Annotated in this window: 24 protein-coding genes and 1 pseudogene; 5 read left to right on the forward strand and 20 right to left on the reverse strand. The window is 68.0% G+C overall.

The genetic code is table 11. The features are described from left to right. Window positions 1-22 precede the first annotated feature (22 nt). From QM789_RS04780 to QM789_RS04795, 4 genes are read right to left on the reverse strand one after another with little or no spacing between them, the layout of a single operon-like run. Window positions 23-679, reverse strand: a complete 657-nt coding sequence (locus tag QM789_RS04780) for a GNAT family N-acetyltransferase (RefSeq protein ID WP_420350826.1) — start codon at window positions 677-679, stop codon at window positions 23-25. Next, a complete protein-coding gene (locus QM789_RS04785) occupies window positions 676-1,875 on the reverse strand; it encodes a M20 aminoacylase family protein (RefSeq protein WP_420350827.1) in 1,200 nt (399 codons plus the stop codon). Before QM789_RS04785 ends, QM789_RS04780 begins: the two co-directional genes overlap by 4 nt. A 10-nt stretch (window positions 1,876-1,885) precedes the next feature. Further along, window positions 1,886-3,217 carry an LLM class flavin-dependent oxidoreductase gene (locus QM789_RS04790; RefSeq protein ID WP_420350828.1) on the reverse strand — a complete coding sequence of 444 codons (1,332 nt, stop codon included), beginning with the start codon at window positions 3,215-3,217 and terminating at the stop codon, window positions 1,886-1,888. A 12-nt stretch (window positions 3,218-3,229) separates the two neighbouring features. Continuing rightward, window positions 3,230-4,183 carry an MsnO8 family LLM class oxidoreductase gene (locus QM789_RS04795; protein WP_420350829.1) on the reverse strand — a complete coding sequence of 318 codons (954 nt, stop codon included), beginning with the start codon at window positions 4,181-4,183 and terminating at the stop codon, window positions 3,230-3,232. 707 nt (window positions 4,184-4,890) lie between these two features. Here QM789_RS04795 and QM789_RS04800 point away from each other — a divergent pair. The 5 genes and pseudogenes from QM789_RS04800 to QM789_RS04820 all read left to right on the forward strand — a co-directional run bounded on the left by QM789_RS04800 (window position 4,891) and on the right by QM789_RS04820 (window position 8,794). Then, entirely contained in the window at window positions 4,891-5,346 is a 456-nt protein-coding gene (locus QM789_RS04800; protein ID WP_420350830.1) for an RrF2 family transcriptional regulator, read from the forward strand. A 118-nt stretch (window positions 5,347-5,464) separates the two neighbouring features. Next, window positions 5,465-6,865, forward strand: coding sequence for an FAD/NAD(P)-binding protein (locus tag QM789_RS04805; RefSeq protein WP_420350831.1), 1,401 nt, complete (start codon window positions 5,465-5,467; stop codon window positions 6,863-6,865). A gap of 248 nt (window positions 6,866-7,113) precedes the next feature. After that, window positions 7,114-7,713 (forward strand): RBBP9/YdeN family alpha/beta hydrolase, encoded by a 600-nt coding sequence (locus QM789_RS04810; RefSeq protein WP_420350832.1) that lies wholly within the window; start codon window positions 7,114-7,116, stop codon window positions 7,711-7,713. After that, complete coding sequence (locus tag QM789_RS04815) at window positions 7,710-7,841, forward strand: hypothetical protein (RefSeq protein WP_420350833.1); 132 nt, start codon at window positions 7,710-7,712, stop codon at window positions 7,839-7,841. The genes QM789_RS04810 and QM789_RS04815 overlap by 4 nt, the downstream gene beginning before the upstream one ends. 178 nt (window positions 7,842-8,019) lie before the next feature. Further along, window positions 8,020-8,794: pseudogene (locus QM789_RS04820) on the forward strand (IS5 family transposase). Between the two features lie 532 nt (window positions 8,795-9,326). On the opposite strand, the gene QM789_RS04825 reads toward QM789_RS04820, so the two are convergent. From QM789_RS04825 to QM789_RS04900, 16 genes are all read right to left on the reverse strand, one after another. After that, on the reverse strand, window positions 9,327-10,142 hold the full coding sequence (locus QM789_RS04825; protein WP_420350834.1) for an ABC transporter permease subunit: 816 nt from the start codon (window positions 10,140-10,142) through the stop codon (window positions 9,327-9,329). Continuing rightward, the gene (locus QM789_RS04830) at window positions 10,139-10,912 is read right to left on the reverse strand and encodes a taurine ABC transporter ATP-binding protein (RefSeq protein WP_420350835.1); all 774 of its coding nucleotides are present in this window, start codon (window positions 10,910-10,912) and stop codon (window positions 10,139-10,141) included. The genes QM789_RS04825 and QM789_RS04830 overlap by 4 nt, the downstream gene beginning before the upstream one ends. A 23-nt stretch (window positions 10,913-10,935) precedes the next feature. Further along, the gene (gene tauA, locus QM789_RS04835) at window positions 10,936-11,907 is read right to left on the reverse strand and encodes a taurine ABC transporter substrate-binding protein (protein ID WP_420350836.1); all 972 of its coding nucleotides are present in this window, start codon (window positions 11,905-11,907) and stop codon (window positions 10,936-10,938) included. Between the two features lie 312 nt (window positions 11,908-12,219). Further along, window positions 12,220-12,402, reverse strand: coding sequence for a MetQ/NlpA family ABC transporter substrate-binding protein (locus tag QM789_RS04840; protein WP_420350837.1), 183 nt, complete (start codon window positions 12,400-12,402; stop codon window positions 12,220-12,222). Further along, window positions 12,399-12,761, reverse strand: a complete 363-nt coding sequence (locus QM789_RS04845; protein ID WP_420350838.1) for a MetQ/NlpA family ABC transporter substrate-binding protein — start codon at window positions 12,759-12,761, stop codon at window positions 12,399-12,401. The genes QM789_RS04840 and QM789_RS04845 overlap by 4 nt, the downstream gene beginning before the upstream one ends. Window positions 12,762-12,790: 29 nt before the next feature. Further along, a complete protein-coding gene (locus tag QM789_RS04850; protein WP_420350839.1) occupies window positions 12,791-12,922 on the reverse strand; it encodes a hypothetical protein in 132 nt (43 codons plus the stop codon). Window positions 12,923-12,996: 74 nt separating this feature from the next. Next, the gene (locus QM789_RS04855; RefSeq protein ID WP_420350840.1) at window positions 12,997-13,164 is read right to left on the reverse strand and encodes a hypothetical protein; all 168 of its coding nucleotides are present in this window, start codon (window positions 13,162-13,164) and stop codon (window positions 12,997-12,999) included. Between the two features lie 126 nt (window positions 13,165-13,290). Then, window positions 13,291-14,508: an MFS transporter gene (locus QM789_RS04860; protein WP_420350841.1), complete on the reverse strand. Its 1,218-nt coding sequence runs from the start codon at window positions 14,506-14,508 to the stop codon at window positions 13,291-13,293. Next, window positions 14,505-15,821: an ATP-binding cassette domain-containing protein gene (locus QM789_RS04865; RefSeq protein WP_420350842.1), complete on the reverse strand. Its 1,317-nt coding sequence runs from the start codon at window positions 15,819-15,821 to the stop codon at window positions 14,505-14,507. Before QM789_RS04865 ends, QM789_RS04860 begins: the two co-directional genes overlap by 4 nt. A 1-nt stretch (window position 15,822) precedes the next feature. Continuing rightward, a complete protein-coding gene (locus QM789_RS04870; RefSeq protein ID WP_420350843.1) occupies window positions 15,823-16,806 on the reverse strand; it encodes an ABC transporter permease in 984 nt (327 codons plus the stop codon). Between the two features lie 33 nt (window positions 16,807-16,839). Then, window positions 16,840-18,483 carry an ABC transporter substrate-binding protein gene (locus QM789_RS04875; protein WP_420350844.1) on the reverse strand — a complete coding sequence of 548 codons (1,644 nt, stop codon included), beginning with the start codon at window positions 18,481-18,483 and terminating at the stop codon, window positions 16,840-16,842. Between the two features lie 155 nt (window positions 18,484-18,638). Continuing rightward, a complete protein-coding gene (locus QM789_RS04880; RefSeq protein ID WP_420350845.1) occupies window positions 18,639-19,340 on the reverse strand; it encodes a YeeE/YedE thiosulfate transporter family protein in 702 nt (233 codons plus the stop codon). Window positions 19,341-19,772: 432 nt separating this feature from the next. After that, window positions 19,773-19,952 carry a sulfurtransferase gene (locus QM789_RS04885; protein WP_420350846.1) on the reverse strand — a complete coding sequence of 60 codons (180 nt, stop codon included), beginning with the start codon at window positions 19,950-19,952 and terminating at the stop codon, window positions 19,773-19,775. Window positions 19,953-20,327: 375 nt separating this feature from the next. Beyond that, on the reverse strand, window positions 20,328-21,488 hold the full coding sequence (gene metC, locus QM789_RS04890; RefSeq protein ID WP_420350847.1) for a cystathionine beta-lyase: 1,161 nt from the start codon (window positions 21,486-21,488) through the stop codon (window positions 20,328-20,330). A 30-nt stretch (window positions 21,489-21,518) separates the two neighbouring features. Further along, window positions 21,519-23,183, reverse strand: coding sequence for a CopD family protein (locus QM789_RS04895; RefSeq protein WP_420350848.1), 1,665 nt, complete (start codon window positions 23,181-23,183; stop codon window positions 21,519-21,521). Between the two features lie 41 nt (window positions 23,184-23,224). Beyond that, window positions 23,225-23,527, reverse strand: a complete 303-nt coding sequence (locus tag QM789_RS04900; RefSeq protein WP_420350849.1) for a copper resistance CopC family protein — start codon at window positions 23,525-23,527, stop codon at window positions 23,225-23,227. Window positions 23,528-23,585 lie beyond the last annotated feature (58 nt).

A 23,585-nucleotide genomic window follows, 5' to 3' on the forward strand; every position in this document is an offset into this window, starting at 1 on the left:
CGGAAACGGCTCAGGCGCAGGGTCATTCCGCCGCCTCGTTTCTGACGAATGCGGCGATCTTGGCCGCGTGTTCGGCCTTGGCTGCGCGGACCCGCTCGGTGGCTTCCTCGGGTGTGGCGGCGGGTTCCTTCAGGGGCGTGGTGCCGGGCTGACCGGCCTTCGCGCCGATATGCTTCTCGAAGGGCAGCGTGCGGTAAAGCGCGCGGTCGATGGCCGGATCGAAAAGCCGCCGGTAGCCCAGCGAGACATAAAGCCCTTCCGCCTCCGGCTGGAGATAGCCGGTGGTGAGATAGAGCCGGGTATAGCCCAGAGCGGCGGCGCTTTCCTCCAGCGCGACGACGATGCGCCGGGCCAGACCCTGTTTGCGCAGATCGCCCCGCGTCCAGATGCGTTTCAGCTCCGCCGTGTCGTCGTCGTAGCGCATGAAGGCGCCGCCGGCGATCGTCTCACCCGCCCGCCGGATCAGCAGGAAATCCCCGGAGGGCGGCGCGAAAGCCTCGGGCGGGTAGCGGAAGACCTCGGCCCGCGCACCGGCGGGATCGAAGGTCGTGCCGTAGCGGGCATCGTATTCTCGGATCAGATCCTCGATCAGCGGCTGCGCCTCGGGCGCAAGCGGCGAGGAGCGCAGGGTGAAATCGCCCTGCCCCGGATCGGCGGCGAGAGTCGCGGCATGTGTCATTGGTTGGCTCCGGGATGGGTCAGAAAACGCTCGGCCAGTTCGGCCCACAGGGTGGCGCCGGGCAGGATGATCGCGTCGTTGAAACGGTATTCGGGGGAATGGAGCGGCGCGCCCTCGCCGTTGCCCAGAAAGAGGAAGGCGCCCGGTCGTTCGGCCAGATACCAGGCAAAATCCTCGCTGGCCGTGCGGGGGGCAAGGGCGGGCAGCACCGCATCCTCGCCAAGCGCGGCGCGGGCGACGTCTCGCGCGAAGGACACCTCGGCGGCATGGTTCACCACCGGCGGGAAGCCCGGACGGAAATCGACCACTGCTTCGGCTCCCAGAGCCTCGACGATGCCGGAAAGAAGCGCGGGCACCCGGCGCGCGAGCACCTCCCGCGTGGGGGAGGAAAACGAGCGCAGCGTGAGTTGCATATCCACGCTGTCGGGAATGACGTTGGAGGCGGTGCCGCCGTGGATCGAGCCCACCGTGACCACCGCCGCCTCCAGCGGATTCACATTGCGCGAGACCACCGATTGCAGCGCGGTGATCGCCTGCGCGGCGGCCACCACCGGATCCACCGCCTCATGCGGGGCGGCACCATGGCCGCCCTTACCCCGGACGCGGAAATCCACCCGGTCGATGGCGGCCATCGCCGGACCGGAGATGAAACCGAAGCGTCCCGCCTCCACCCCCGGCCAGTTGTGCAGCCCGAATATCGCATCGACCGGGAAAAGGTCGAAGAGCCCCTCGGAGATCAGTCGGCGGGCCCCCTGCCCCACCTCCTCCGCAGGCTGAAAGATGACATGCAGCGAGCCGTGAAACCGCCGCGTTTCGGCCAGATAGCGCGCGGCAGCAAGAAGGATCGCCGTATGCCCGTCATGGCCGCAGGCGTGCATGACCCCCGGCACGTTGGAGGCGAAGGGCAGGCCCGTCGCTTCGTGAATCGGCAATGCGTCGATATCGGCGCGGATGGCGAGGGCCCGCCCCGGGCCGTTGCGAAGCGTGCCGATCACGCCGGTGCCCGCCAGACGGGTGATATTGTAGCCCCAACCTTCCAGCAGGGCGGCGATCCGGGTGGCTGTGCGCTGTTCCCGAAAGGCCAGTTCGGGATGGTGGTGCAACTCCTGCCGGAGCGCGATGAATTCGCCGATGGTCTCGGCAATCCTGTCCTGCGCGGTGCCCTGGGGAACCGCGATGGCGTCGGCAATGGTCATGACATTATCCTCAGCTGGCTTCGGCGCGCGGGACGAGACCGGCGCGGTAACGGCTTTCCCGGAACGGCAGGTTGAGGTGGTCGCGCAGGGTCTCGCCCGTCAGTTCGCGGGAATAGCGGCCGCGCGCCTCCAGCTCCGGGATGACCAGCGTGATGAAATCCTCCAGCCCCTCGGCAATGACGGAGAAGCCGAGGATGAACCCGTCCGCCGCCCCCGCGTCGATCCAGCGGACGATCTCTTCCGCCACCTCAGGGCCAGTGCCGATGAAGTTCGGGCGCGGCGTGGCGGCAGCCAGCGCAGCTTCGCGCAGCGTCTGGCCCTCGTCCTTCGCTACGCGTTTGATCCGGTCGGTGGTGGAGCGGAAGGAGTTCCGCCCGATCTCGCCCAGGTCCGGGAAGGGCGCGTCGAGATCGTATTGCGTGAAGTCGTGATGGTCGAAGTAGCGACCGAGATAGGCCAGCGCCTCCTCGATGGTGATGAGGTCGCGGATGGCGCGGTATTTCGCCTCCGCCTCTTCCCGCGTGCGCCCGACGATGGGGGAGATGCCGGGGAAGACCTTTACGTCATCCCGCGCGCGGCCATGCGCCTGGGCCGCATCCTTCACCCGCGTGGTGAAGGCGCGCGTCTCCTCAAGGTTCGGGGAATGGGTGAAGACGGCATCGGCATATTTGCCCGCCAGCCCGATCCCGGCATCGGAAGACCCCGCCTGAAAGATCACCGGCTGCCCCTGTTTCGAGCGCGGCACGTTGAGCGGCCCCGCCACCTGGAAGAAGCGGCCCTTGTGGTTCAGCGTATGCAGCTTCTCCGGGTCGAAGAAGCGCCCCGTCTCGCGGTCGCGCAGGATGGCGTCCTCGTCCCAGCTATCCCAGAGCCCCTGCGTCACCTCCAGATACTCATCGGCGATCTCATAGCGCAGCTCATGGTCCGGATGCCGGCGGGAGTAGTTGAGCGCGGTCCCCTCCAGCGGCGTCGTCACCACGTTCCAGCCCGCGCGCCCGCCGGAAATGAGGTCGAGCGAGGCGAACTGCCGCGCCACCGTGAACGGGTCCGAATAGGAGGTGGAAACCGTGCCCGCGAGGCCGATCTTGCGCGTCTCCCGCGCGAGCGCAGAGAGCAGCGTCAGCGGCTCGAAGCGGTTGAGGAAATGCGGGATCGACTTTTCGTTGATATAGAGCCCGTCGGCCACGAAGGCGAAGGCCACACCGGCGTCTTCCGCCTTGCGCGCGGTCTGGGCCAGGAAGTCGAGGTTGACGCTGGCATCCGCCGGGCCGGAGGGGTGTTTCCAGGCGTTCATGTGCCCGCCTGCGCCGTTCAGCATGATCCCGAAGGTGATGTTGGACATGATCGGTTCCTTTCAGGCGGCCCGGCGCTGACGTGCGCGGGCGATGAGGTCGATGGAGCGAAGCCGCCGCGCGGGATCGGCCACCGGAATGTCGAGGACGAATTCCGTCAGACCATGGTCCCGGTGAAGCGCGGCCAGTTCCTCATGGATGTCCTCCGCCGTACCGGCGACGATGCGGGGGCGGCGCTCAAGGATCGTGTAGTCGTGCGCCCCGGCCTGAGCGGCGTATTCTTCGGCGGCAGCGGCGGAGGAGAGGTTCACCGCCTGTCCGTCCGGCAGTTCCAGCCGGAAGACGCGCAGATCGGCCACCGCTTCCTCCGCCTCCGCCCGGGTCGGCGCGGCAAAGGCGGTGACGGCGAGCAGTGCGGGCCCTGCGGAGGCAAGCGTGCGGCCGATCCCCTCCGCATCGCCGTCGTGATGCCCGGCATGGACAAAACCCCAGCCGAGCGCGGCGGCCGTGCGGGCACTGCCCGGGCTCGCGCCGAGCAGGAAGAGCTCCAGCCCTTCCGCCGGTTCAGGGCGCAGCGCCGCCCCCTCGCCCCGGCCTTTCAGCCAGGCGTCGAGTTCGGCAAGCTTCGTTTCAAAATCGCGCGGCGCGGCGCGTTCGGATTGCAGCGCGCGGGTGCTGCCCGGCAGCCCGCCCGGCGCCTTGCCGATGCCGATATCCACCCGCCCCCGCCCGAGATGGCTCAGGACCGCGGCGATCTCCGCCACCTTGTAGGGACTGTAATGCTGAAGCAGGATGCCGCCGGTGCCGATGCGCAGGGCCCGCGTGCGGGCCAGCAGGTGGGCCACCAGAAGCTCCGGCGCGGCGCTGGAAAGCGCGTCGAAGCCGTGATGCTCCGCCAGCCAGTAGCGGTGATAGCCCAGCCGGTCGGCCGCCTCGGCCAGCGCGACGGTGGCGGCCAGCGCATCGGCCTCGGGGTGTGTGGGGCTCTTGTCCAGAAGGCTCAGGCGATAGCTCATGGCGGTGCTCGACGGTGATTTCCCTATAAACAAAGGTTAGTCTATCAATTTTATGTAGTAAACTTCCGGCACCTTTCGTTTTCACTTCAGCCCGTGGATGACGCCTCTCTTTGCCGCACCATCGGGAGGGGGATTTTTCTTCCCGTCTGTTCTGACAGCAGGTGACTTCAGCCCGGGAAGGCGGTTCCGAATCGCGAGGTGTTAGAATTTTTCTTTTATAATCAGTTAAGTATAGTGTCATGAAACCCGGACACCTTGCGCATCGCTCTGGCTTGGTGCCGAAACGGTCCGGGTAAGCCGACTGGAGCGGCCCGTCTCCGCTGCCGCCATGGGCCTCGGCGGGGTCAGAGCCGGAAACCGTCGTCCTGAAGACCGGCCTTGAGGCGGCCCCACGAACCGATCCGTGCCCCGCAGCGGGATCTCCCTTTTCCGCGTCCCCTCCGGAGAAAAGGATCACTGTTCACACGGCAAGCATGGAATTCAGCCCGGCGAGGGCGGGCAGTAGACTGCCACCGTGACCCCCGCCGTCACAGCCGGAGCGCCCATGCCTACTTTCACGCACGCCTGCACATCCGTGCTCATTCCCGCCTTCGCGCCTGCTACGCCCCTCCCTGCGCCGATGCACGGTCGCGTGATTTTCTCTCGCCCCGCGCCGGGCAATCGTCTAGATGTCGAGTGGATGAACAGGTGCCGAACCGGGGTGGCGCATGCTGACGATGAAGGGAAAATACGGGCTGAAGGCGCTCATCAACCTTGCCGGGCAGGCGGAGGGGGAACTGGCCCAGTCGGGGGAGATCGCGGAGGCCGAGGGGATGTCGAAGAAGTTCCTCGACACGATTCTGGGCGATCTGCGCAACGCGGGCTTCGTCGCCACGAAAAAGGGTCGCCACGGCGGTTATATGCTGGCGCGCCCGCCGGGCGAGGTGATGGTGGGTCATGTGCTGCGCGTGCTGGAGGGGCCGCTGGCGCCGATCCCCTGTGCCTCGCGCACGGCCTATGTGCGCTGTCAGGACTGCCGGGACGAGGAAACCTGCGCCGTCCGTCTGACCATGCTGGAGGTGCGCGAGGCCATCGTCTCCGTGCTGGACCGCAAGTCGCTGGCCGATCTGCGCATCATGGGCGGCGCGGAGGCGGTGGAAGCGCGGCTCAGGACGGCGGGCTGAACCGGCAGCCTGCCGCACTGGTTTCGCATGATGCGAGGGGGCCGCGGAATGCCATGCCCCGGCCACTGCCGACTTCGCCGGGAACATGCAATGGGCAGTCCCTGTGGCGGGTCACGCGATGACCGTTCGCCACATTCTCATCATTGGCGGCGGGGCCAGCGGGGTGATCCTTGCCGCGCATCTGCTGCGCGAAGGGGCGGCGGGCCTGCGCGTCACGCTGGTCGAACCGCGGGGGCGGCTGGGTCAGGGCATCGCCTATGATACGCCGCATGACGCGCATCTGCTCAACACCCGCTCCGGCGCGATGAGCGCCTTCGCCGACCGGCCGGATCATTTTCTGGACTGGTTGACCGGGCACGGCCTGCCCTCGGATCCGCAGGGCTTCGTGCCGCGCCATCTCTATGCCGATTACCTCGAAAGCCTGCTGGTGGATGACGAAAGGCTGCGGTGGGAGCGGCAGGAATGCGTGAGCCTCGCCACCAGAAGGGGCGGGATCGTGGCCGGGCTGGCGGATGGCCGGATGATCCTCGCCGATGATGCGGTGCTGGCCACGGGGCATCTGCTGGCGGGGGCAGGCACAATGCCGGACGACCCATTCGCCAGCCTCCCCGGAAATACTCCGCACGATCCGCTTGCCGCAAATCACCCGGCCAGCGATCCCTGGCACGCCCCACTGCCCGAAGACCCGCAGGCACGGGTGCTGATCCTCGGCACCGGGCTGACCATGGTGGACCGGGTGATGCGGCTCCTTGACGCCGACCATCGCGGCGAGATCGTCATCCTGTCGCGCCGCGGGCTGCTGCCCCGGGTCAACGCCCCCTCCCGCCCCATCGCGCTGGACCGGGCGGACCTGCCGCTTGGCGCGGGGGCGGGCTATGCGCTCGGCTGGCTGCGGGCGCAGGTGCGCTGGCACGAAGCGCGCGGCGGCGACTGGCGCGACATCGTGGACGGCGCGCGCGTGCATCTGGCGCTCTGGTGGCAGAGCGTGCCAGAGGGGACACGCGCCCGTTTCCTGCGCCACGCCCGCCGGTTCTGGGAGGTCCACCGTCACCGTATCCCCCAGCCCGTTTCCCGGCGGCTTGAGGCGGCGCTGGCCTCCGGTCAGGTCCGGCTGCTCACCGGCCGAGTGGCCTCGGTGGAGAGGGATGGCGCTGGCTTCCGGGTGCGGCTCGCCCTGCGCGGCGGGACGGAAGCGGTGCTGAAGGTCGCGCAGATCTCTGACGGAAGGGGCCTGCTGCGCGACCCGGAACGACATGCACCGCCGCTGCTGCGCGATCTGCTGCGCTCGGGCCTCGGCCGGATCGACCCTTTGCGCATCGGGCTGGAGGTCGGCGCCGATGGCCGGGTGATCCCCCGCGTTGGCACATCGCCCGCACCGCTTCATGCCATCGGCCCGGCCGCCCGCGTAGCGAGCTGGGAGGCGCTGGCCATCGTGGACATCCGCGCCCAGGCCGCCGAACTCACCGCAAGGCTGATCGCCGGGCCGGCGGCCGAGGCCCGGTGCTGCCCGGGCGAGTGACCGCCAGCCGAGGTTCCGGAAGGACGGGGAGCATTGCCCTCCGACACCGCCCGCATTCCCCGTGCCGAAGGCGCATCCGGACCGACACGGAATTCTCTGCGCGACAGCCGTTCCACAATGGTCCGCAAGAAACCCTCTGTCCGCATGGCGTGAGAGAGAACAGCCTTCCGTCCGGTCCGGTGAATGGAAAATGGAAAAGATCACTGAACCAGGGGATATTGTACGCGTAACGAACCGGGAGACAGCCCATGTTCCATGGCCGAGAGCAGAAGCGCCCAGCGACTCTTCGGGCACCGGCGCCCCGCACCCTGATCGTGCCGGGCATCGACGCCTCCCCCGCGCCGCACTGGCAGCACTGGTGGGCGCAGCGCGACCCCACCGCGCTGGTGGTGGAACAGGCGGACTGGAGCAACCCTCACCCCGACCGCTGGGAGGTGGAACTGGGCAGCGCGCTGCTGACCCATCCCGGCGCGTTTCTGGTCGGGCACAGCCTTGGCGCGGCGCTGATCCTGCGGGTGCTCACGCGCTGGCCACAGCTCCGGGCCTCCGGCGCGCTGCTGGTGGCCGTGGCGGAGCCCTCCCGTTCGCCGCGCACGGCAGCCTTCGGGCCGCTGCCGGAGGTGCCGCTGCCGATCCCGGTGACGGTGGCGGCGAGCCGCGACGACCCCTGGATGGATTTCGACCGCGCCCGCCACCTCGCCCACATCTGGGGCGCGCGGCTGGTGGACCTCGGCCACGCCGGACATGTGAACCCGGCCAGCGGCTTCGGCCCCTGGCCGCAAGGCCCCGCGCTTCGGGACGAGATGCTGGCCGAGGCCGCCGCCGAACGGCGCAGGAGCCTGCCATGATCCCCGCCGGTGTCCACGATCCGGTCTTCGTCCAACCGGGGCCGGGGTCTTTCCCGGCGTCCCGACGGTCGCGAAACACCCTTGCCCTGCGCAAGATCCTCGCTCAGTTCCTGCCCTTCCGCCCCTGACGGATGCCTTCCGGGGCATCTCAGCAGAGGAGGGCGCCGGGGACGTCACCTCACACCCCGGCGACGAGGCCAATCGCGGCGGCAGCGGCCTGTTCGCGGATGTCCGGGAGCGCGGTCATCTCTCAGAGGCTGTTTGAAAATTGTCGAGAGCCGCGCCGGTTCGTGCTTCATGCTTTTCATGTGGACAGCAGAAAGCCACGGGCAGAGGGTCCGGATCGAGCAGACGACGAAGCGGTGCCCGAGCGACCGGACGGATGCGGAGGGGGCGAAGGTTGCGCCGCCGTAGGCGTGTCGTGGACCTCCGGGAAATCCTCAACGCAATCAGGTACATGGTGCGATCCGGGTGTGAGTGTCGGATGCTGCCCGTCCACTTCCCGCCCTGGCAGACGGTCTACTGGTGGTTCCGCCGCTTTGTCCGGCTGCTGCTCTTCCGCACGATCCACGACATCAAGCTAATGGTCGACCGCGCACGGGTGGGCCGCGCGGCGCCATCCGCAGCGAGGCTCGACAGCCGGACGGTCAAGGCCCCCGCCGCCCATGGCAGTCGCGGCTTCGACGGCGCGAAGCATACCGTCGGCTAGCCAAGCGCCACATCGCGGCCAACACCGACGACCGCCTGCTGATGGTGGGGTTGGGCACGGCCGACACCCCCGACAGCGCCGGGGCGCAGGCGATCCTCGCCGCGCTACGCGAGCGCTGACCCTGGGGAAAGCATCTGTTCGCCGACGGCGCCTATGACCGGCGGCAGATGCTCGACAAGGCGTCCTTCCTTGATTTCGTTCTGGAAATCGTCCGCCGTAGCGACGCCCCCGGCTTCCAGATCCTGCCGCGCCGCTGGGTGACTGAGCGAACCTTCGGCTGGATGAGCTGATACCGCCGCCTCGACGTCTCCGAGACCATGATCTACGCTCACCATGAGCGCGCCCATCCTCAGGAGGAGCACACACCCCTGAGTTTTCAAACGGACTCTGAGGGCTTGTGGGGTTTCTGGCGACGGCTGCCTGACTTTTGCGCCGTCTCGGCGGATCGCAGATATGCCGCATGACGGTGGAGAAACGCCCGGAGGTTTTCGTCGCCGTCAATATCGCAGAGAGGATCGCAGGCTATGCAGCCTCCACCGCGACAATGCCCCGAACGCATGGGATGTCGTCTGCGCAGAGGCGATGCGTGAAAAGCTTTCGCCACCGTGGACGTCGGTGAATTCCAGATGCGTGAAGCGGGCAGGTGTCGGCTCATATGCCCGACGAAACACGGACAGATGCGGCACGTCTACCCCTTAAGTTAGCGCATATGGGCGGATGCCCCACGGATCAGGGCATTGCGCGCCGGTGGGGATCAGCAGCCCATCGTAGCCCAGCCAGTCCGCAAGGATGGCGATTTCCTACAGGTTGGGGATGGTCGGTGCGCAGTCGTAATTGTTCGTGCCGGGGGTAGGCGGAAAGCGGAATATTCCGGGATTGGTCACCGGTCTTTCTTTCAAGGCATTCAGGATTTTCCGACCCAGGGCAGAAGGCGGCGCTCCGCCCGGCGGAGGATGAGTTCGGAGACGGTGGCCAGCGCGGAGATCACCAGAATCCCGGCGATCACCATATCGGTGACCAGAAACTGCGCCGCCGACTGGATCATGTAGCCGATGCCCCGCGTGGCGGCGACGAGCTCGGCCGCGACCAGCGTCGTCCAGCCCGCGCCGAGCGCGATGCGGATGCCGGTGAAGATGGAGGGGAGTGCCGCAGGCAGCAGCACCTCCCGCACCATCTGCCAGCGCGTGGCACCGAAGGAGAGCGCGGCCCGGATCTGGCTTTCACTGGCCGCACGGACGCCGGAGGCGGTAGAAATCACGATGGGCGCGAACATGGCGATGCCGATCACGAGGATCTTCGACGGCTCCCCGATCCCGCACCAGATGATGATGAGCGGCAGATAGGCCAGCGGCGGCAGCGGCCGGATGAACTCGATCACCGGATCGAGGATGCCGCGCCCGATGCGGGAGGTCGCGATCACGAGGCCGATCGGCACGCCGATGAGGATGGTGAGGAAAAGCGCCGCCAGCACGCGCCAGAGGCTGGCCGCGACATGTTCCCAGAGGAGCGCATTGGCATAGCCGTCATTCGCCGCCCGGACCAGCGCGGCCCAGACCCGCGCGGGCGAGGGCAGGAAGACCGGGGAGACCCAGCCGAAGGCCGAAGCCGCCGTCCAGAGCAGAAGGAGCGCGCCGATGGTGCCCGCGCCGAGGATCGCGGGCCATGGCAGGCCGCGCCCTTCGCGCCGAGGGCGGGAGGGAGCGGGCAGGACATCCGTCATTGCGGCTCCCTTTCATGGATTGCGGCGACGAGCCTTTCCCGCGCCGCAATGAAGGCGGGGTCCGATTTCAGCCGGCGCGGGTCTTCGCCGGCCAGGAACCGCCGCCCGAAGTCGAAATGTTCCCGATGCGCGATCCGCCCCGGCGCGGGGGCCAGCACGATGACGGAGGTGGAGAGGAAAAGCGCCTCCTCCACGCTGTGGGTGATGAGCAGCGCACCGGCATGGCTGCTGTGCCAGAGGGTCAGCAGCAGTTCGTGCATCTGGTCCCGCGTCATCGCGTCCAGCGCACCGAGCGGTTCGTCCATCAGCAGGAACTCCGGCTCCGCCGCCAGCGCCCGCGCGATGCCGACCCGCTGCCGCTGGCCGCCGGAAAGCTCCCAGATAGGCTTCGCCCCGTGCCCGTCGAGCCCGACGGCATGGAGCATCCGCCGCGCCTGTTCCCGCCGCGCCGCTGGCGGCGTTCCGCGCAGCTTCAGCGGCAGGGCCACGTTCTCCTCCACCGTCCGCCATGGGTAGAGCGCGTCGTCCTGAAAGACCACCGCGCGCTCCGGCCCCGGCCCCTTTACCGGGCGGCCGTCGATGGTGACGCGGCCGGAGGTGGGCATGACGAAACCGGCGGCGAGGTTCAGCAGTGACGTCTTCCCCGACCCGGACCGGCCGATGATGGAGACGAACTCCCCCCGCGCGAGGCCGAGCGAGACATCTTCCAGAACGGGCATCGCGGCCCGCTCATAGGTGAGCGTGACATGGGACAAGCTGAGCACTGACATTGCCTGGCGGGAATCCCGGTCCCTTATTGCTGCGCTGCTGCGGCGAAGGCGGGGTTCACATAGGGCGCGTAATCGTCCAGCGCTTTGGCGGAGCCCTGCGTTTCCAGAAACCGCGCCGTGGCGGCGATGGCCTGCGCCGTCTCACCGCCCAGGAAGGCGGGCGTGGTCTGATCCTTCAGCCCGGCGAAGTGGTAGCCTTTCAGCAGTCCCGGCACATCCGCCGCCGGTGCGCCGGTCAGCTCCGCTATCTGCTTCGCCTGCGGGGAATCTGCGCCCCAGCTTTCGGGATCGGCCAGATAGGCATCCGTCGCCGCTCCGGTGACCTTCACGAAGGCGGTGACCAGATCGGGGTGCGTCTCCGCGAAATCCTTGCGCACGATCCACGCGTCGAAGGTCGCACCACCCCAGTCGGCCACGTCCGCGCTGTCGGCCAGCACCGTGCCGCCGCTGGTCCTGATCTGGTTCAACACCGGATCCCAGATATAGGCGCCGTCGATGTCCCCCCGTTCCCAGGCGGCGGCGATCTCCTGCGGGCGGAGGTTCAGAAGCTGCACCTGCCCCGCCGGGATGTTCCAGTGTTTCAGCGCGGTGAGCAGCGAATAATGCGCGGTGGAAACGAAGGGGGTGGCGATCTTCTTGCCCTTCAGATCCTCCGGCGTCTGGATGCCCTTGACGGCCAGCGCCTCGGCCTCGGCGATATTGCCGACGACGTAGATGGTCTGGATCGGCAGGCCCTGAGAGGCAGCGGCGGTCAGCGGGGAGGAGCCGACATAGCCGATGTCGATGGCCCCCGCCGCGATGGCCGCGATCACATCCGCGCCGCCGCCAAAGAGCTTCCACTCCACCTCGCCGATGGCGGCCTCATAAGCCCCGTCGGCCTGTGCCACACGGGCGGGCTCGACGATCTGCTGCCAGCCGATCCGCAGCGCGTCGGCGGAGGCGGGCAGACCCGCGGCGGTGAGAAGGCCCGTGAGGAGGAGGTGGCGAAGAGACATGGAAAAACGTCCTGTTTGCTGGCCCGGCAGAACCGCCTGCCCGATTTGCCAAGAACCTGCCGGAGTTTATCCTTCGCGGCCATTCTGTAGTTTCTGCGCAAGCGAGCATGGCCTTCTCTTGCGGCTGACGGAACGAGAAGTTTCTCCCCCGAGCCGCCGGAGCGGGCTCGCCGGGTAATGCCCATTTTGGTACCGATCCGCGCGGATGGCGTTCCGCCACATATCGGACATGGCCGGAGCGCGGCGGGCGATGCCACACGAACGAGGGCCGGAGCGTCTCTGCCCCGGCCCCACATTCGCGCCAAGGTCCGGTTAGCGCTCGACCGGGATCACCGCGCCCTTGTAGGTATCGAGGATGAAGCTGCGGATCGCATCCGATTGCAGCACTTCGACCAGCGTCTTGATTTCCGGCCGCTCCTCGTCGCCGCGACGGACGGTGATGATATTGGCGTAGGGGTTATTCGCCGCACTTTCGACCGCGATCGGATCCTTCACCGGATCGAGCCCCGCCCAAGCGCGTAGTTGGCGTTGATCGTCACCGCAACGGGATCCACGCCTTCCTTCAGCTTCACCACGCCCTCACGCTGGAAGATGGCGAGGATGCGCTCCTCCTCCGCTACGGAATCGCGCAGGATCACCTTGCCGTCCTGCGGCAGGTCCGAAAGCGATTTCCAGCGTTTGGAACAGATGCCGATGGGTTCCACATGGATGTCGCCTGCATTCACGAGGTCATAGGCCGGATCGCCCGCGTTCTGTTCCAGCACCGAGTTCAGGTAAGGAACGTGCTGGAAATAGTTGGCGTCGATTTCCTTACCGGCCAAGGTGGTGTTGGGCAGGATGTAGTCCTGAAACACCACCACTTCGAGGTCGATCCCCCTCTCTTTCAGAAGCGGTTCGCCTGTTCCAGAATCTCCGCATGCGGCACCGGGCTGGCCCCCACGCGCAGTTTGGTATCGGCCAAGGCCGGGGCAGCCAGTGCCAGCAGGCCCGCCGCGCGGAGCGCCCGTTTCAGCATGATGCTCCCTTTCGGTTTTCAGCGTTTGTCGAGGAACCGGGTCAGCCGGTCCCCTGTGAACTGGATGAGAAAGGTCACCTGCCGGTTGTTGCGCTGAAGCCTTCGAGATAGGCCAGATGGCCAAGCCCGCCCGCGCCGATGACGCCCGCCAAACGCAGCGCGGCCAACAGCAGCGCCGCCCCGGTTTCGGACGCGCCAAGCCGCAGAGTCAGATCCCACCCGCCGTCGGGGCGTTCCCGCACCGCCACCACGGAAATGGTGATGCCATGCGCACACCAGTTCGGCCAGATCCGGCACCACCCCCGCAGCGTGGCCTAGCACGCGCCCCCGGCCATCCTTCGTGCCGCTCCGCAGGCATGTTCTTTGCCTCATCTCAGCCGCAGCGCCCGCTGGCAGTAGAGCGCCAGCCCGGTGATCGCCGCCGCGCCCACCAGCCAGGGCATGTGCAGAGCCGCCCCGCGCTCCATCCAGCCGCCGCTCACCGCCACCAGCCAGCCGCCGAACAGCGCCCCCGGCGGCATCGGCCCCCAGGCCAGAAAGCGATAGAGGCTGTTGATCCGCCCCAGCAGCACATCCGGCGTCTGCCGTTGCCGCCAGGAGACGGTCACCACGCTCCAGACCAGACGGCAGAACATCTCGAAGGCGAGGGCCGGGCCGGCGATCCAGATCGACCCGGTGGCGCCGATCAGCGCATAGACCAGCGCGGTGACGCAGAGCGACAGCACCATCGTGCGATGCAGGCCCAGCCACCTCTGCACCGTGACGCCATACCAGGCCCCCAGCACCCCGCCCGTCGCCGCGGCGGTGAGCAGCAGGCCATGTCCGCCAGCGGAGAGCCCCAGAACCTCTTGCGAATAGAGGACCAGAACCGTGGTATTCGCCATGAAGAAGAAATTGTAGACCCCGACCGCCGCCGCCAGCCGGAACAGGCCGGGCTCGCGCCAGAGCCAGCCGATCCCCTCCCGCAACGCCGGGAGGAAACGCTGCCGCGCCGGGGCCTCGCGCGGGGGTAGCACCATGGCCCAGGCCAGCACCCCCGCCAGCGCGAAGGTCAGCGTATCCAACCCGAACGGCACCGCCACGCCCAAGCCGATCAGCAACCCGGCCGCCGGGGGACCGATGAACTGGCCGGAGATCTGGCTGACGCTCCACATCGTGCCATTGGCGCGCTCCAGATCGCGGGACTGGACGATGGAGGGCACCAGCGTCAGTGCGGCATTCTCCCGCAGCACCTCGGCCACGCCGAAGACCATGCCGATCAGGCACAGGAGCCAGATCGCCCCGCCACCGGTGAAGTTCAGCGCCATGGCCATGATGGCGAGCGAAAGCACCGCCCGCAGCAGATCGGCCCGGGCGACCAGAAGCCGCCGGTCCACCCTGTCGGTGATCACTCCGGCGGGCAGGGAAAACAGCAGCCACGGCAGTTTCACCGAGGCCGCGACGAGGCCGATGGCCACCGGATCGCGCGTCATCAGCGTGGCCAGCCAGGGCAGCGCCATCGCGAAGACGCCGTTGGAAAAGCCAGCGAAGGCCGTGGCCGAGACCACTATTCGGTAATTGCGGTTCTGCCAGAGCGCGGCCGTCACGCGGCGGCTCCCGCGCCACGCGGAATCCGGGGCACCGCCGCCAGCAGCGCCCGGGTGTATTCCGCCTGCGGAGCGTCGAAGACGGCGCGGGTCGGTCCCTCCTCTACCAGACGGCCCCGGCTCAGCACCCCTACCCGGTCGGCCATCTGCCGCACGACGGCGAGGTTGTGGCTGATAAGCAGGTAGGTCAGGCCGAAATCCTGCTGCAAGCCGGCCATCAGTTCCAGCACCTGCGCCTGAACGGAGACGTTGAGCGCCGATGTCGGCTCGTCGCAGATGATGAACTCCGGGCGGCTGGAAAGCGCGCGGGCAATGGCGATGCGCTGCCGCTGGCCGCCGGAGAACTGGTGCGGGTAGCGGTGCATCGCCCCGGGTTCCAGCCGGACGCGGCGCAGCAGCTCCGCGACCTGCTCCGTCACCTCACCGGCGGTTCCGGCAAGGCCAAGGGTGCGGATCGGCTCGGCCACGATGTCGCGCACGGTCAGGCGGGGGTTGAGGCTCGACATCGGATCCTGAAAGATCATCTGGATCCGGCCGGTCCGGCGTCCGCGCGCACCGACAGGCTGACCGTCGATCCGCACCTCGCCCGCCTCGGTCGGCATCAGCCCGGCGATCAACCGCGCGATGGTGGATTTGCCGGAGCCGGATTCGCCCACCAGACCGTAGGTCTGGCCGCGCGGGATGGTGAAGGAAACGTCGTCCACCGCCAGCCGCCGCTCCCCCTCCCTCCGGCGCAGCAGGCCGCGCGGCCCGGCGGCGAAGCTGCGCCTGAGCCCCTCCACCTCGACCAGCGCGGCGGCCTCCGGTGCGGGCGGGCGGCGGATCGGATCGTCCAGCGTCGGGATCAGCCTCTGCGCCACGCCGAAGACCAGAAGCGCGATCAGAATGCCCGGGAAAGTGAGCTGAATATCGGCCAGCCGCATGATCGCCGCGTCGATCCAGCCGCCGAGATAGCCCGCCGCCAGCCCGAGCGAGACCCCGACCGTCAGCGAGAACAGCGTCGCCGCCAGCGCCACCAGAAGGGAAAGCCGGCTGCCGATCAGGATGGTGGTCAGCATGTCGCGCCCCTGCGCATCCGAACCGAGCAGGAAGCGGTTGCCCGACATCCCCTCGCCCAGAGGCGGGGTGAAGCCGTCGAGCAGGTTCAGCGTGGCCGGGTTGAACGGATCGTAGGGCGAAAGCAGGGGCCCTATGAGCGCGGCCAGCACCGCGAGGCCCGCCATGGAAGCGGCGGCCAAAGCCACCGGCGACCGGGTGAGCGCGCGCCACAGGTGGGTGCCGGGCGGGCTGCCCGCAACAGAAGGATGGGACATGTCAGAGGCTCCGGCCCGGCCGCCCTGCGCGCAGACGCGGATCGACGGCGAAATACAGCAGATCGACGATCAGATTGATCGCGACGAAGACGAAGGCCACGAAGACCAGATAGGCCGCCATCACCGGAATATCGACGCCCTGCACCGACTGGATGAAGAGCGAACCGACCCCGGGCCACTGGAACACGCTCTCCGTCACGATGGCGAAGGCGATGACGGAGCCGAGTTGCAGCCCGGTGATGGTGATGACCGGCACCAGCGTGTTCTTCAGCGCATGGCCGAACCAGATCGTGCGCTGGCTCAGCCCCCGCGCCCGGGCGAAGCAGATGAAATCCTGCCGCAGCACCTCCAGCATCTCCGCCCGCACCAGCCGCATGATCATCGTGAGCTGAAAGAGGGAGAGCGTGATGGCCGGCAGCACCAGCGAACGCCAGCCGCTGGCCGTCAGGAGCCCGGTCTTCCAGCCGCCGATCTGCACCGTCTCGCCCCGGCCGAAGGAGGGAAACCAGCCAAGCCGGACCGCGAAGACGTAGATCAGCCCGATGCCGATCACGAAGGTCGGCAGCGACACCCCCACCAGCGACAGCACGAGAACGACATGCGCCCCGATGGAGCGCGGCTTCAGCGCAGCCCAGACCCCGAGCAGCACGCCCCCCGCCAGCGCGATCAGCGCCGAGGCGAAGGCAAGCTCCAGCGTCGCGGGCAGCCGCTCCAGGATGAGCCGCGTCACCGGCTGCTGATAGCGGTAGGAAATGCCGAAATCGCCCTGCGCGACCCGGGCGACGTAACGGGCGAACTGGACATGCGCGGGCTCATCGAGGCCGAGCCGCTCACGCATCGCCTCGCGCTCTTCGAGCCGGGTTTCCTCGCTGGTCAGCGATTCCAGCGGGTCGCCGACATAGGTGAAGATGACGAAAGCCACCAGCGAGACCGTCAGCATGACGATCACGGATTGCAGCAGACGGCGCAGGATGAAGTCGAACATCGGGGATCCGGATTGCGTGGACCGGGGCGCGGGTCAGCGCGAGACGCGGAAATCGAAGGCCCGGGGCGAGTTGTCGGCGCGGATATCCGCCTCGAACCCGTCGCGCAGCGCCCAGGCGATAGACTGGTCGTGCAGCGGCAGCACCAGACGCTCACCCTTCACCACATCCCAGATTTCGGCGATGGCGGCGTTGCGCTTCTCGGGATCGGTCTCGGTGCCCAGACCCTCGATCTTCGCGTCCAGCGCCGGGTTCGCATAGCCCGAGGGGTTGAACGCGCCGTAACGCCCTTCGCGCCTATGCCAGAGGTCGTTGAAATTATAGGCGCTGTCGAAGGTTGGCACGCCCCAGCCGAAAAGGTAGAGGTCCGTCTGCGCATTGACGATCAGCGGCGAATGCTGCGCATAGGGGCGGGAGGCCAGCGTGGCCTTGATCCCGATCTGGCCGAGGAAGCCGACGATGGCCTGGCTCACCGCCTCATCGTTCAGGTAGCGGTTGTTCGGCGTGTCGAGCGTGACGGTGAACCCGTCGGGATAGCCTGCTTCGGCCAGCAGGTCCTTCGCCCGGGCGATGTCCTGGGGCTCATAGGCGCTCAGCTCCTGCGTCCAGCCGTTGACGAAGGGCGGCACCGCAACGCCGGTCGGCGTGCCATTGCCGCGCAGGACGACCTTCACGATCGCATCGCGGTCCACCGCCAGATGCACGGCCTCCCGCACCTTCGGATCGGCGAAGGGATTGCGGTCGGTGACGTTCGAGGATTTCAGCGGCGCATCGTCCAGCCGGTAGCCGAGGAAGATGTTGCGGTTCTCCGGCCCGGTGAGGACCGTCACGCCGGGTGCGTTCTGCAACCGCTGGATGTCCTGCACCGGCACGTCATGCACGAAATCGACCTCGCCGGAGAGCAGCGCCGCCACCCGCGTCGCATTGTCGGAGATCGGCAGGAACTGCACCTCCGTCACCTGCGGCTTTTCTTCCGCCCAGTAAGCGGGGTTGAACGTCAGGGTGGTGCGCACGCCCACCTCGCGGCCCTTCAGCACATAGGGGCCGGTGCCGTTGGTGTTGCGCACGGCATGATTGTCCTTGCCGGCGGCATAATCCTGCACCTCGACCACGTTATTCGCCTCGGCCCAGCCCTTGTCGAGAATATAGCTGCCGGTCAGGTTGTTCGGATAGATCAGGTTCGGCCCGCGCAGACGCACCTCGACCGTATGGTCGTCCACGGCCGTCACCCCCTCCACATCAGCATGGAGCTGGCGCAGCTTGGAGAGTTCCGAACGCACGCGGTTCAGGGAAAACACCACATCCTCGGCGGTCAGATCGGCGCCGTCGTGGAATTTCACGCCCTCCCGGATTTTGAACACCCAGATGTTCGGATCGCCCTCCTTGACGAACCATTCCGTCGCCAGCAGGGGTTCCAGCGTCCCCGACGCATCGCGGCTGACCAGCGTTTCATAGATCTGGCGCAGGATCGTATGGCTGACGCCATCGTTCTGCGCATGCGGGTCCAGCGTCAGCGCATCGGCGCTGCGCGACCAGCGGAGTGTTTCCGCCCCCGCCGCGCCGGCAAGGACGCCGAGCCCCAGCCCGGCAAGCACGACCGCCGCCAGAAAGCGGCTTCCTCTACGGGGCGCGGTTTCGCCGATCGGCAGCGGCGTGAAGCCATCATGAGAGCAGAGCATCGGCGATCCTCGAAGCAGGGAGAGCGGATCCAATTGCTAACAGCTTGTGAATAGAGAGAGTTTCCGTATTCGCCCGGACAACGGCAATCCCGTCCCCTGCTCCGCACCCGGCCCGACCGGTTTCATCTCCCCCCTTTCCGGGCCCGGCAGCAGACTCAACGCGCAGCCACCACCCCGCCCAGGCGCCCAACAGGCAGAAGCCCGCGAAAACCCAGCCCGCCGCCGCCCCGGCCATGATGCCGGAAAGCAGCACGCCCACCGTGCAACCGAGCGAAACCCACCCCCCGGCCGCCGCCGCACAGGCGCGGCAGATCCCGCCCGCACCGCCATTGCGCCGACCAGTCGCCCGACAACGTGGCGGAAGGTGCCGCTGCCAGCACCATGCCCAGAACGAAGACCCCGTTGCGGGAGAGGCGCGCCTTTTTCACCACCGTGGCGCAGCCGGTGAATCCGTGCAGCGTGGCGGGCAGCCAGCCGGCCGTGCTGGCGAGAGAACCACGCTCCGCCGTGACGCCGAGCGGGCCGACCCGAAAATAGGCCAGGACTGCGATCCAGTCGGCCAGAACCGGTGGCCAGCGACGATGAAGCACAGCCGTGCGCCAGTGGCTCGCAGGGACCTCGGACAGGAAGGGATGCCGCAGCAGGACAAGCGCCAGCGCGCCGAGAACCGCCAGCCTGCCGCCATAGCCAAGGCTCCCCGGCAGCCAGATCACCCCCGCGCGGTAGAGGTCCAGAAGATAGAGTATGTTCCAGGACAGAAAGCCCAACACGAAGCCACCCGGCACCACCAGCGAGCCGAAGGCTCCCTCCCCCAGCCGGTAGAGATGGGCGGAAACACAGGAGACGCTGATCGCCATGCCCAGCTCCGGCGGCCAGCATCGCGGAAACCGGGCCGACATGGGCAGCGGGCGGCAGACGCCCGCTCGCCGGGTTCGGCAGCCAGGCGCCGAAAACCAGGGCATAGCCGATGCTGCCCACGGCCAGCGCCACCAGAATGGCGATCAGCCCGCGCGGATCGCGCCACACCAGCCAGTCGCGCCAGATGCAGAAGCGGGAGTGCTGCAACACCAGCCCGAAGGCCGCCCCCCAGCCCCAGCGACACCGGGAGCAACCAGCCCAGCCCTTCGCGATCCGGCACGAACAGGGCCAGCACGATCAGCCCGGCAAGGGCGGTGAACCATCGCCCGGCACGGGGCGGGCGGTTAGGGAGAGGTCTGACGGGCCTTCGGGATGCGCAAAGCGATCCGGCTGGGGAAACCCGGTCGCGGGTCTGGTGAATGGGGCCGTGGTTACTGGCCTGTCCAGACCGTCCCGGCGAGGTTGCTCACCGGCACGCCGACGGCATTGCCATATTCCGTCCAGGAACCGTCATAGTTGCGCACATCATAGCCGAGGATCTTCGACAGGGCGAACCAGGTATGGCTGGACCGCTCGCCGATGCGGCAATAGGTGATGACCGGCTTCGGCATAGAGCGCCTTCAGTTCCTCGGGGAATTTGACGCGCCCGTCCTCCTGCACCGCCTTGCTCCAGGGCACGTTGACGGCGCCGGTGACATGGCCCGCGCGCACGGCGGTTTCCTTGGAGCCTTCGGGCGCGATCATCTTGCCGGTGAATTCATCAGCCGAGCGGATGTCCACGATGGCATGATCTTCCGCCTTCGAGGCCGCGACCACATCCCCTTTCTTCCGCAAATCAAAGCCATACCCATCGTGACGGGAAGGGGTCGGGCAGGTACGGGAGCGTTCCGGTCTTGCTTCGGCGGAAGGAGAGAGGATATTCCCCCTTCTCCTTCCGCCGGAGAATGAGGGCCGTTATGGCCTCTCCGGCTGCTTCTGGTCTTGGCTCAGAGGTCACCGGCGGCGGCGAGCGCCTGATCCAGATCGACGATCAGGTCGCCCACATCCTCAAGCCCGATCTGGAGCCGGATGATCGGCTGGTCGAACTCCGGTCGTCGGAATACCCGGTCCCGGAGGTTCACCTGCACGGCGAGGCTTTCGAATCCGCCGTAGGAATAGCCCATGGCGAAGATCCGCAGCGCGTTCAGGAACCGGGCCGGATCGAACCCCGGGCGCAGCGCGAAGGAGAAGAGGCTGCTCGACCCGCTGAAGTCCCGCCGCCAGAGCGCGTGGCCCGGATCGCTCTCCAGCGCCGGGTGAAACACCTGCGCCACCTCCGCCCGCCCGGCCAGCCAGCGCGCGATTTCAAGCGTGGTGGCCTGCTGGACCTCCAGCCGCCGCCCCATGGTCCGCAGACCGCGCAGGACGAGCCAGGCGTCATCGGAACTCACGCAGAGGCCGAAGACCATATGCCCCCGATAGAGCCGCTTCCATGTGGCCTCATTGGCGGAGATCGTGCCCATCAGCACGTCGGAATGGCCGCCGAAATACTTCGTCGCCGCATGGATCACGATGTCCACGCCGTGATCCAGCGGGCGGAAGAAAAGCGGCGTGGCCCAGCAGTTGTCGATCATGGTGACGATGCCGCGCGCCTTCGCCGCGGCGGCGATGGCGGGCACGTCCTGCACCTCGAACGTGTTCGAGCCGGGGCTCTCCATGAAGACGACGCGGGTTTCCTCGCGGAACAGCGCCGCGATCCCCCCGCCGATGCGGGGATCGTAATATTCGACCGCAATTCCCATCCGCACCAGCACGTCATTGGCGAAGCGCCGGGTCGGGCCGTAGACGGAATCGGTGATGAGGACGTGATCGCCCGCCGAGAGGAAGGTCAGGAGCGGCAGCGTCACGGCGGCCAGACCGGAGGGCACCAGAACCGTCCCCGCCGCGCCCTCCAGCCTGTCGATCGCCTCGCAGAGCGCGTCGGTGGTGGGGGTGCCATGGGTGCCGTAGGTGTATTTCTGGTTGTCCGTGCGCAGGGTCTCCGCATCCGGGAAGAACACGGTCGAACCCCGCACGACCGGCGGATTGACGAAGCCGTGCCAGGCCAGCGGATCATGGCCGACATGGCAAAGCCGGGTGTTGCTTCCGGGGGTGGTGATATCGGTCATCTTCGGCCTTTTCTGTTCAGGGAATGACGTTCAGTGATGGGCTCGCATCGTGGCGACGGGATTGGCCAGAGCGTCCGTCACGGCGCTGGCAAGGGCTCCGCTATCCGGCATAGTGTCCCAGATCCGGCGCAGATGGCCGGAGGGATCGACCAGAAGCCCCGCGCGCCCGTCTGCCCGACCCGCGGTCAGAAGGGCAATGGCGGCGCGCGCGCCTGCCTCGTCCTGCGTCCCGCAAAGAGCAGGGTCGAGATGAATGGTGCCGTCCGGCGCATGCTCCCCGGGCGGCAGCGGCCCCCAGTAGACGGGCCTTCCGCCGGGGCGGGAGAGGTCGATGGCCGCACGGCCTTCGCAACGCAACCGGATCACGGGCGCCATCGGCGGGATCAGCCAGCGCCCGGCGGCATCGAGGCTCCGTGCGCTGGCATTGGCACGCAGGAAATCGACCACCTGCCAGATCTCGGCATCCGAAAGCGCGGGGTTTCCCGGCATGGAGGGCAGCCCCTCCGGCGTGGTCATGCCGTGGCGGATGTGCCAGAACCACTCGCCGTCAGGCGTGTTCAGAAACCACGGCGCGGTCAGGTCGGGTGGCCAGACCGGATCGCCGGTGGCGCGCGGCCCGGCGCCCCCGCCCTCCGGCCCGTGGCAATCGGCGCAGTCGCGGGCGAACACCCCCTGCCCCGCAATCAGCGAAACCGTATTGCGCCGGGTGTCGGCCATCTGGAAGGTGGTCGGGACGGCGGGCCGCAGGAAGGGCGCGGCTGGATAGACGGGCATCCGCCAGAGCAACCCGGCGGCGACCAGCACCAGCACCGACGCGAGGATCCGAGAGTAGCGCAGCACCGACAGCGCCACGAGGATCAGCGCCCCGGCAAGGCCGACCGGCACCGCCATCCGCAGGAGCCGCCCGCGCAGGAAATCGTCCTGCCAGAGCCCCGGCACAGGCCGCCACTCGAAAGGCCAGACCACCGTGCCATGCGCCCCCGGCACCTGCGTCGCCGCCAGCGCGGCGAGGAACAGCACCAGCCCGCCGGCCAGCATCTCCACCCCGATGCTGCGGCGTAGCGCCCCGGTCTGGCCATCAGGCGCGAACCAAAGCCCGTTCAGCCCGGCGCAGGCCAGCATGACCGTCAGCAGTGCGGCCTTGGCCAGCAGCAGATGGCCGTGGGTCGTGCCGAACAGCCCCGGCAGCCCGCCGATGAGCGACCATTGCCCCGCGATCCCGCCGCCAAGAACCAGCACCAGCAGGATGCCGAGCGGGCTGAACCGCCGCGCCACCTCGGGTTGGCTTCGCACCAGCAGCCACAGCCAGGGCAACGCCCCAACCCAAAGCGCGCCAGCGAGCGCGTGGGAAGCCCCGGAGAGCGCGACAGGCCATTCCGCCGCCGCGCCATGGCCAAGCAATGGTTGCAACCCGATCGCGGCCAGAAGCGGCAGGAGCCCCCACCGCCCGAGCGCCAGCGCGAGGAGGAGAAGCCCGATCCGCGCCGCCATCGCCCTGCCGAAGCCCGTGCCGGTCAGCAGGAGCCACTGCGCCTGCGGGAACCCCTGCCCCGTCATCACGCCCCCCTGCCAGACCAGCCAGAGAACCCCGGTCAGCACGCCCCCCGCGAGAAACGACCGCGCACCGGGACCAACCCTCCGCCCCGCCAGAAGGGACACCAGCAGACCCCCCGCAGAGAGCGAAAGCGCGGCCATGTGAAGGCCGCGCAATCCACCCGTGATCCAGTCTTCGGGGGTCACTTGACGGTGAAGCCGTAGCTGCCGCTGGTGCTGTGGGTATCGACGGAGGTCACCTTCCAGTCCACCTTGTAGACACCGGGCGGCAGGGCGGGCAGCGTCACGCGCAGGATGCGCCCGTCCTCGACCTCAGGCGCACCGGTCTGGATCACCGCACCGGCGGCATCGGTCACGGTGATCGTGCTCAGCGCAGGCTCCAGCGCCTCGGTGAAGCCAAGCGTGATCGCATCCGGCGCAACGGCGAGAGTCGCACCCTCGGCCGGCTCGGCGCTGTCGAGGTGGCCATGAGCGGCCACAGGCATGCCGGCAGCCAGCAGTAGGAAGCCCGAAAGAGCGAGGGAGAGCAGTTTCATCGTCTTC

Origin of the sequence: Paenirhodobacter sp., assembly GCF_047600745.1 — a bacterium.
In the GTDB taxonomy this organism is placed as follows: Bacteria; Pseudomonadota; Alphaproteobacteria; order Rhodobacterales; family Rhodobacteraceae; genus Rhodobacter.